The sequence below is a fragment of the Candidatus Ulvibacter alkanivorans genome (genome assembly GCF_003333325.1).
GTDB lineage: Bacteria > Bacteroidota > Bacteroidia > Flavobacteriales > Flavobacteriaceae > Ulvibacter_A > Ulvibacter_A alkanivorans.
Window position 1 is genome coordinate 23,426 of the sequence record NZ_QOLC01000057.1, and the last position, 9,298, is coordinate 32,723.

A 9,298-nucleotide genomic window follows, 5' to 3' on the forward strand; every position below is an offset into this window, starting at 1 on the left:
ATAACACAAATTAGGTGAAAACTTTTAGGTTGCGTACGTAAGTGCTTTTTGATATACATCTTCATATATTGGAATTATGTTCTTAATATCGAAGGTTTTAGCAACTTCTTTTGCCTGCTTTTTAAAAGTGGCAAGTGTGGCATCGTCCTTAAGAATGGAAATGGCATGTCGTGCCATTTGTTCGACATCACCGACATCGCTTAAATAACCACTAATACCTTCCTTGTTCACTTCGGGCAAACCTCCTGTATTGCTTGAAATTACAGGTACGCCATTAGACATGGCTTCTAAAGCTGCCAATCCAAAACTTTCTTTTTCCGAAGGTAATAAGAATAGATCACTAAAACACAAGATCTTATCGATTTCATTACTGTTCCCGAGGAAGACAACTTTTTTCTGAATGCCTTTACTTCTACATAAATTTTCTGCCTTTTCACGATCGGGTCCTTCACCAACCACTAATAATTTGGCTGGGAATTCTTGTTGTATCCTATCAAAGATCTCAATAACGTCCATAAGACGTTTAACAGGACGTAAATTACTAATATGCGTGATAATGCGTTCATCTTCGTTGGCCATTAGATCGCGTTGACAATCGGTAAATGAATTACTAACATTCGAAAGATCTATAAAGTTAGGGACCACCTCAATATCGTTCTTAATATCGAAGAGTCGTAAGGTGTCTTCTTTAAGACTTTGAGACACCGAAGTGACGACGTCGCTATTATTAATACTGAAGGTCACAGCCGGTTTATAGAACGGATGGTTTCCTACCAGTGTGATATCGGTTCCATGTAAGGTCGTTACCATTGGAATGTTAATGCCTTCCGACTGAAGCATTTGCTTCGCCATATAGCCGGCGTAAGCGTGCGGGATGGCATAATGCACATGTAACAGATTGATCTCATATAATTTGACCATATCTACTAATTTGCTGGAAAGCGCTAGCTCATAGGGTTGAAAATGAAACAGAGGGTACTCTGGAACCGAAACTTCGTGAAAATGAATGTTCCTAGAAATTAGTTCGAGTCGTACCGGTTGTTTGTACGTTATAAAATGGATCTCATGGCCTCTTTCGGCAAGGGCCAAGCCTAATTCGGTGGCCACTACTCCACTTCCGCCAAAGGTCGGGTAACAAACAATAGCTATTTTCATTCGTTTTCTGCTGTTAAATTAGACGGCGTATTTTGGTAATCGATCGCCTCATAAATCACTTGTTGAATATTACTGCGCAAGTTGCTGCCTATTAATTTTCTATTGCCAGCATCCGGGTAGGTCCGATTTGATAAAAAAACGTATACCACATCTTCGGCAGGATCGGCCCAAGTAAAAGTACCGGTAAATCCGCTATGCCCAAAACTGCTCATAGAAACGCAACCACAGGTGGGTCCAACGTCCCCTAGTTGTGGTTTGTCGAAGCCAACGCCGCGTCGTACGTCTTCTTCACAATAATAGCAAGTGTTGAATTTCTCTATCGTTTCGGGAGAAAAATAGCGTTTACCTCCGTAGAATCCATTCCAAAGATACATTTGCATGATCTTAGCGACATCGTTCGCATTGCTAAACAAACCAGCATGCCCACTCACACCACCCAACATGGCCGCACCTTGATCGTGTACATAACCGTGTACTTTCTGCATTCGGAAATAATTGTCTTCTTCGGTTGGAACAATATCTGCCTTAGAGAATTTGTTCAGTGGCAGATAGGTCGTATAATTTGCGCCTAAGGACTCGTATAAATTACGCTGTACCAGTTTTTCTAAGGACGTCCCATAAAATTCTTCCAAATATTTTTTCATCAAATAGTAAGGTAGATCACTGTACTTATAGCCGGGTCTGCTACGCAATTCACTGGTTCGGATGTTCTCAAAAATAGAATCGGTATAATCTCTACGCATAAAAAGATCGTCTGCGACCTTTACATTAAATTGGTCACTCGCCGTATTCGAATAATATTTCTTGTCGGGTTGCTTGGTTATAGAATCTAAGGTTCTAATGTAAAAAGGAATCCATGCTTTTAGACGCGCATAATGGGATAATACTTCCTTTAAGGTAATATTCGCCTTATCGGTATTTTTATATTCAGGAAGCATTTCTGATAATGTAGTATCCATATTGATAACACCATCGTCTACCAACTGCATGACCATTGGTAAGGTAGCCAGGATCTTGGTGAGGGAGGCCACATCGTATATATCGTTGCTTTTTACCGCATTTTTTCGTTGCTGTGTATGGTATCCAAAATTTTTATCGTAGATCACTTTGCCTTTTCGTGCGACTAATATTTGCATTCCGGGAGCCATTTGTCCCCATAGGCCAACACGCGCCAGTGAGTCGATCTTTTTAAGCTTATAACTATTCACTCCAACGCTTTCGGGAGTACCATACTGTAGTCTTCGCAATGATTTGGTTTGCAGGTGTGTGTTCAGTGGAAAATCTTCACCTAGAGATACAGGCAGTTTACCACTGGCCTCTCGTGCACCAAAGATAAGTTGAGCAGACAACTGTTGCGATACCTTACTGTTTTGATAGGATAATATTATTCCTTCAAAATTAGCAGATGATTTAAGGTCTAGAAGCGCATAGGGCCTTGCAAAGACATCTAGAATTACGGTATTCGTACGAGCGATCTCGTAGATCCACACTAGTTCTTTTTCTGAAAATTCATAGGATTTCCACGGATTATCATTCGATTTATGAAATCCGATGATAACGTAATTATAGTTCTTTAGCTTTTGGACATAGTCATCTAAACTATTGGCTTTAACCCAATCGACTGCAGCATACTTCTGAAGCTGATCCAGAAAAGCCTCACCACTATCGTCACCAAAGTTCACATAGGCTATTTTTTTATCTTGTAAGTCTTTAATAGGTAAAGTGGCACGATCGTTCTTTAAAACTGTAAGCGCCTTCTCCATAGCTTCTTCGTAGAGAACATCATCCACCACAGAATTCAATTCTTCGACCAAGTAGGCCGTATCAACAGGATTGTAGTCATGAAGCCCCACTTTATATTTAGCATAAAGGATCTTTTTTACCGAATGGGCCAAACGCTCTTCGGAAATAATTCCTTCTCTAAATGCATTGACCAATAGTGAATGTGCCTTCGGAATGTCTTCAGAAATTAAAAGCACATCATTTCCTGCTAAAAATGCAGCAAGGTCGATCTCTCCCGGTTCCTTAAAATTAGCTGCTCCTTTCATGTTCAAGGCATCTGTAAAAATGAGTCCGTTAAAACCCAGTTCTCCTTTCAACAGATCGGTCACTATGGTTTCAGAAATAGAAGAAGGATAATTATAACGTTCTTCTAAGGAAGGTACATTTAGATGTGCGACCATTACGCTACTAAGTCCTTCTCTAATTAATCGTCTATACGGATATAGCTCTATACTGTCTATGCGTTCTTTAGAAAAAGAAATAGTAGGGAGTGTTTTATGCGAATCGGTGTCGGTATCGCCATGTCCGGGAAAATGCTTTGCATTTGCTAAAATCCCCGCCTCTTGCATTCCTTTCATAAATGCTAGTGATTTTTCGGTTACATTCTCCTTGTCTTCGCCAAAAGACCGATTCCCAATGATGGGATTCTTAGGATTGGTATTAATATCGACCACCGGAGCAAAATTAATATGAACTCCCAATCGCTTAGAATGTTCCCCAATGCGCTTCCCAACTCGTTGTACTACCGAATTATCGGTAATTGCGCCCAGGGTCATATTCCAAGGATATGCATAGGTAGAATCAAGTCGCATGGCAAGTCCCCACTCTGCATCCATGCCTATCATTAGCGGAATATTAGAAAGGGCTTGGTATTCGTTGTTTAATTTTGCTTGTTGCTGAGGGCCTCCTTTTGAGAAAATAACACCACCAATATATTGGTTTTCAATGAGGTCTTTAACCTTATCGGTTTTCGATTTGGGATCACTAGAGAAAACATCGACCATGAACAATTGACCAATCTTCTCTTGAAGCGACATGTTTCCGTAGATACTATCGACCCATTTCTGCTGATTTTCAAAATCACCAATATCTATTAATGGGTTGATTTGTTGAGAAAAACAATGTAACGTAATGAATGTAAAAAGTGAGGCTAATAGCAATTTTTTCATACTAGGAAAGATACAAAAACTATGCTAAAAATCGACTGTGCCAACTTTCTTTTGCGGGTACTTCCCAGTTGTCTAAATATTCAGCTTTTGTATTTACCAAGTTGTTAAAAACCACTGTATTGGGCGATACAGAACGCGCCTTTGCCATTTTTCTAAAATCTGACAAGGACTTATGGGCAATGTATTTCCCGTTGTAAAATGTCACGTTCATTTTATCCATGAGATCGACGTCGAACTCTTTTTCTAATTGTTGGATAAAGTGTACAGAAGCGTCGATACTGCAACCGGAGGCAGAAGCATTTGTTTGATTGAGTCCAATAACGATAAATCGGTCATGTTTTATTTCGAAACCGGCTTCTAGATTGGCGCCATGTGCGGTCCATTTTTCTAAAAAATCGTTGGTTTTAGTACTAATTTTCTCTACTTCTTCTTCGGAAAGTTTACGATTCGCTTGATAGATCCAGATACGGGCATCATCGGGTAAGGAATTAAAATCGGTTACCATAATTACAGTTCTTCAGCATTAGCGATCATTTCAGCAACATCCATCACTTCGATCGAGTCTTCTTTTTCTTTTCCTTTTACACCATCGGTAAGCATGGTATTACAAAACGGACAACCGGCAGCAATTACATCAGGTTTTAACTCGATGGCTTCCTCTGTTCTTTCGATATTGACATCTTTTTTACCCGGTTCTGGTTCTTTGAACATTTGCGCTCCACCGGCCCCACAACAGAGTCCGCGTGATTTGCAACGTCGCATTTCCACCAACTCTACTTCAAGCTTACGCAGTAGGTCTCTTGGTGCTTCGTACTCGCCGTTCGCACGCCCCAAATAGCAGGGATCGTGAAAAGTGATCTTTTTGCCTTTGAACTTACCACCTTCCACTTTTAGGCGGCCTTCGTTTAAAAGGTCTTTTAAGAACTGCGTGTGGTGAACAACCTCATAATTTCCACCTAGTTCCGGATATTCATTCTTAATCGTGTTGAAACAGTGAGGACACGCTGTTACGATCTTTTTTACTTCATAGCCATTTAGGACCTCAATGTTTGGAATGGCCTGCATTTGAAACAAGAATTCATTCCCGGCGCGTTTTGCAGGGTCACCGGTACAACTTTCTTCAGTTCCTAAAACTGCAAAATCTACCTTTGCATTGTGCAATAGTTTTACAAATGCTTTCGTGATCTTTTTGGCTCGATCGTCAAAACTTCCGGCACAACCCACCCAGAACAGTACTTCCGGCTGTTTACCTTGCGCCATATACTCGGCCATTGTTGGTACTTTAATCGTTTCGCTCATACTTAATCTTCAAATACTTGAATGGTCACTTTCTTGTCGACTAGATCGGTGAACTTCCCTTTATAACGTGTGGCTTTCACCAAATGATTGTCTACCCAATGGTAGTTGCCTCCTCGTGGTTTTCCCATTAGCAGCGAATGGTATTTAAAACCATGTTCTTTCAACCAAGTCTCGGTAACACTTCTATGGTCTTCGGTTCTCGAAGTAAAGAAACAAATCATATGGCCTTGGTCGTACCATTTGTTCAATGTCTTTAACGCATCGGGAAATGGTTCACAGGTTGCCATGCGTTCCGGTTCTTCGTTAGGGACGTCTTCGGTAATTGTACCGTCTATATCTATGAGGTAATTTTTTATCCCTTTAGGAAGTACAGGACTTACATGTTCTCCCTCCTCGACCTTTTCATGTAGCATCTTTTCTACTTCTTCTTGCTTCATTAGGCTTCGTTTTTCCAGTTTAATCGGTCCATCTGATTGTACGGCCATGGAGCACCGTTATTCTCTATATTGGTCATGGCTACATTCAATTCGGTGGGTGCTGCAGATTGCTCCATAACGAGGTATTGGCGCATATCCATTATAATTGACAAAGGATCTATGCTTACCGGGCAAGCTTCTACACATGCGTTACACGTAGTGCATGCCCATAGTTCTTCTCGCAGAATATAATCGTCCAATAATTGTTTTCCATCCGGTTTGAATTCGCCATTTTCAGAAATATTCTTTCCAACCTCTTCTAAACGATCTCTCGTGTCCATCATGATCTTACGAGGAGATAATTTTTTACCGGTTTGATTGGCCGGACATTCGCTGGTACATCGCCCACATTCGGTACATGTATAAGCGTTTAACAATTGCACTTGGCTAAGGTCCATCACGTCACTAGCTCCAAATTTTGCCGGAGTTTCGGCTCCTTCAGGTGGCGCAGCGAACGGATCTGCATTTGGGTCCATCATAAGTTTTACTTCATTGGTAACCGCTTCGAGGTTTTTAAATTTACCTTGAGGTACCACCTTTCCGAAGTAAACATTAGGAAAGGCCAAAATAATATGCAGGTGTTTCGAAAAGTACAAATAATTCAAAAAGACGAGAATTCCCAGAATATGAAGCCACCAAGCGGTGCGTTCAATAATGATGAGGGATCCTTCGGAAAGGCCTTCGAACAAAGGAGCGACATACTGACTCACCGGGAACATTCCGGCCTCGGTATAATGAGCTGCACCCATTTGTTGCAGTTGAAGGTCGGCTGCATTCATGGTAATGAAAAGGATCATTAAGACCATTTCGAAGTACAAAATGTAGTTGGCATCGTTCTTTGGCCAGCTTGTTATCTCACGCGCCCAAAACCTTCTAATTTTTTGAATATTTCTACGTGTCCAAAAGAAAATCACACCAATAAAGACCAACAGTGCCAAAATTTCGAAAATGGCAATCAAGTAATCATAGGCAGGGCCAATCACAGACAAAACGCGATGTGTGCCAAAAAGGCCGTCGATAATTATTTCGAGCACTTCTATGTTGATCACTATAAATCCAACATACACGATGATATGTAGAAGTCCGGAAACCGGTCGTACCACCATTTTAGATTGGCCAAGTGCGATTCGAGCTACATTTCCCCAACGTTCGCTAGTATTTCCTGACGTATCGGTCTTTTTTCCGAGTTTAATGTTTCGAATTACCTTTCGGATATTGATCGTAAAGTAGCCGATACCGACAACTAATGCGATGAGAAATAAAATATTTGGTAAATACTGCATTATTTATTTGGGTCTTCTGGTGGGTCGTATTCTTTGTTTTTCTTTCCGAAGAGCGAGAAATGCACATAACGCTTCGGATTTAATTTAAGGTCTTGTAACAATTGTTCCAATTGTTGTGAAGCACCGGTTAGATTTTCGTATAGTTCTTCATCCTTTAATAGCTTGCCTACGCTCCCTTCGCCATTATCTACGCGCGTAATAACTGTATTCAATTTTGAAGTAAATGCTTCTAGATCTGCGATCATTTGACCTGTTTCTATTTGCGCCAACGAATCTGAGAATTTTGCAAAATTTTCGGTGGTAACATCTAGGTTGGTAAAAGTCCTATCCAGTTTATCTGAGTTTTCACCAAGCACCCTATTCAATTTATTCGAAACGCCGCTTAGCGAATTTAGAGTGGTATTTAAATTGTTGATCGCGTTCTTCAGATTGTCACGCGTGGGTGCATCTACAATATCGGTAAAGGCCAGTAGTAAGGTGTCTACGGTTGACAAGGTGTTGTTGACCTTTTTTTCGAGCGGACCCAATGCTTTTGTAACAGCGCTTAACATCCCGTCTTCGATCTCCCCTCTAAGGGTATCTCCACTTTCGGCAATATTGTTCGGGTTGTATTCGGGGTAAATACCAAGTGACTTTCCACCAATGATACCACTGCTATAAATACGAACTAAACTATTTTGAGAAAAATCGAAATCCTTTTCTACCGTGAATTCAACTACCAGTCCACCCGATTGATTTTCAAAGTCGATATTTGCCACCTTTCCTACTTTTAAACCGTTAATTGTGACCGGAGCCGATTTAGCAAGGCCTTCCACGTTGTCGTATTTTACATAGAACGTCCGGTTTTTTTCGAGTAGGTTGGTGCCTTTGAGGTAACTGTAGCCAAATACGAAAAGTAAGATGGCACCAATGGCAAGTATTCCTGTTTTAACTTCTCTTGAGAGTCTCAATGGGTGTATTTTATATTTCTAACAAATTTAGAAATAAATATAGAAAAAACGGGCTATTTATCTTCCGATTTTAGTACTTCGGAAAGTTTCCGTTTCTCACCTTTTTTAAAGGCGACAATGTAGCAGGACGTAAATCCTTTTTCTTGCGCAAAGGTTTTCATGAGCTGGATCTTATTATAATCGGATGTTTCACCATAATAATACTTATAAAGCCCATCTTCTTTATTGCGAGAGACATCTTTAAGCCCTTTAAAGTTGCTAGGTTTAGTGTCTAGACGTTTGCTGCTAGCAGCTAATTGCACCTTGAACACTACATCCTTATATATCTTTTCGTCGGTAGTCTCTATGGCCTGGTCCATTTCTTTTTCTTCAATCACTGGGTTTTGCGATTTAGTGGTCGCTAAGGATAAATTGTTCTTGTATGAAATTATTGCTTTCGCAATTTCTTGTGCCATTTCTGTCTGACCTTTTGCAGAATTGAGATATTTCCCTTCTTGTTTGTTGGTTAAGAAACCGGTTTCAATTAAAACGCTAGGCATATAGGTATTGTGCAGTACCCAAAAGCCGGCTTGTTTCACACTTCGATCCTTGCGTTTTAGGGTGTTAGTGAAGTTATTCTGTATCAATCCTGCCAGCATGATGCTTTGGTCTAAGTACTCTTCTTGCAACAAGGTAAGACCAATAAGGGATGCGGGAGAATTAGGATCAAATCCGGCATAGGTTTCTTCGTAGTTTTCTTCCAGGAAAATTACCTCATTCTCCTTTTTTGCGATCTCGAAATTCGCCTGGCTCTTATGCAATCCTAATACAAAAGTTTCGGTTCCATATGCTTGGCTGCTATGGGCATTGCAGTGAACAGAAACGAATAAGTCGGCATCTGCCTTATTGGCAATAGCAGCACGTTCGTGAAGTTCGAGGAATACATCTTTGGTACGAGTATAAATTACTTTTATATCGGGATGTTTTTCTAGTTCAGCACCAATTTTTAGTACGATACTTAATGATATCTCGTCTTCTTTATAACCGTTTCCGGTATTTCCGGTATCCTTACCACCGTGACCTGCATCTAAGACAACCACAAATGGTTTTGAAGGGGGTGCCGAATTAAAGGAAAAAGAGGATAATGCGAAGATGCCAATGGCAAGAATGAAAAAGTATAAAAGTTACGTGTTAATAGATGTATA

8 protein-coding genes are annotated in these 9,298 nt (G+C 40.5%); all 8 read right to left on the reverse strand.

All coding sequences use genetic code 11. The features are described from left to right. Positions 1-24: 24 nt before the first annotated feature. From bshA to DWA30_RS04490, 8 genes are read right to left on the reverse strand one after another with little or no spacing between them, the layout of a single operon-like run. Positions 25-1,155 (reverse strand): N-acetyl-alpha-D-glucosaminyl L-malate synthase BshA, encoded by a 1,131-nt coding sequence (bshA, locus tag DWA30_RS04455; protein WP_114491340.1) that lies wholly within the window; start codon positions 1,153-1,155, stop codon positions 25-27. Further along, entirely contained in the window at positions 1,152-4,106 is a 2,955-nt protein-coding gene (locus DWA30_RS04460; protein WP_114491341.1) for a serine hydrolase domain-containing protein, read from the reverse strand. Before DWA30_RS04460 ends, bshA begins: the two co-directional genes overlap by 4 nt. Positions 4,107-4,125: 19 nt before the next feature. Then, positions 4,126-4,611, reverse strand: coding sequence for an ABC transporter ATPase (locus tag DWA30_RS04465; protein ID WP_114491342.1), 486 nt, complete (start codon positions 4,609-4,611; stop codon positions 4,126-4,128). Positions 4,612-4,613: 2 nt separating this feature from the next. Then, positions 4,614-5,405, reverse strand: a complete 792-nt coding sequence (locus DWA30_RS04470) for a (Fe-S)-binding protein (protein WP_114491343.1) — start codon at positions 5,403-5,405, stop codon at positions 4,614-4,616. A 2-nt stretch (positions 5,406-5,407) separates the two neighbouring features. Next, positions 5,408-5,842, reverse strand: coding sequence for an LNS2 domain-containing protein (locus DWA30_RS04475; RefSeq protein ID WP_114491344.1), 435 nt, complete (start codon positions 5,840-5,842; stop codon positions 5,408-5,410). Continuing rightward, the gene (locus tag DWA30_RS04480; RefSeq protein WP_114491345.1) at positions 5,842-7,164 is read right to left on the reverse strand and encodes a 4Fe-4S dicluster domain-containing protein; all 1,323 of its coding nucleotides are present in this window, start codon (positions 7,162-7,164) and stop codon (positions 5,842-5,844) included. Before DWA30_RS04480 ends, DWA30_RS04475 begins: the two co-directional genes overlap by 1 nt. Continuing rightward, positions 7,164-8,114, reverse strand: a complete 951-nt coding sequence (locus tag DWA30_RS04485; protein ID WP_114491346.1) for an MlaD family protein — start codon at positions 8,112-8,114, stop codon at positions 7,164-7,166. Before DWA30_RS04485 ends, DWA30_RS04480 begins: the two co-directional genes overlap by 1 nt. 53 nt (positions 8,115-8,167) lie before the next feature. Next, positions 8,168-9,262, reverse strand: coding sequence for an N-acetylmuramoyl-L-alanine amidase family protein (locus DWA30_RS04490; RefSeq protein WP_114491347.1), 1,095 nt, complete (start codon positions 9,260-9,262; stop codon positions 8,168-8,170). Positions 9,263-9,298 lie beyond the last annotated feature (36 nt).

What these genes read in the sequence shown, in the direction of transcription:
- bshA (WP_114491340.1), bottom strand. Translation starts at nt 1,155, where the DNA reads ATGAAAATAGCTATTGTTTGTTACCCGACCTTTGGCGGAAGTGGAGTA.
- DWA30_RS04460 (WP_114491341.1), bottom strand. Translation starts at nt 4,106, where the DNA reads ATGAAAAAATTGCTATTAGCCTCACTTTTTACATTCATTACGTTACAT.
- DWA30_RS04465 (WP_114491342.1), bottom strand. Translation starts at nt 4,611, where the DNA reads ATGGTAACCGATTTTAATTCCTTACCCGATGATGCCCGTATCTGGATC.
- DWA30_RS04470 (WP_114491343.1), bottom strand. Translation starts at nt 5,405, where the DNA reads ATGAGCGAAACGATTAAAGTACCAACAATGGCCGAGTATATGGCGCAA.
- DWA30_RS04475 (WP_114491344.1), bottom strand. Translation starts at nt 5,842, where the DNA reads ATGAAGCAAGAAGAAGTAGAAAAGATGCTACATGAAAAGGTCGAGGAG.
- DWA30_RS04480 (WP_114491345.1), bottom strand. Translation starts at nt 7,164, where the DNA reads ATGCAGTATTTACCAAATATTTTATTTCTCATCGCATTAGTTGTCGGT.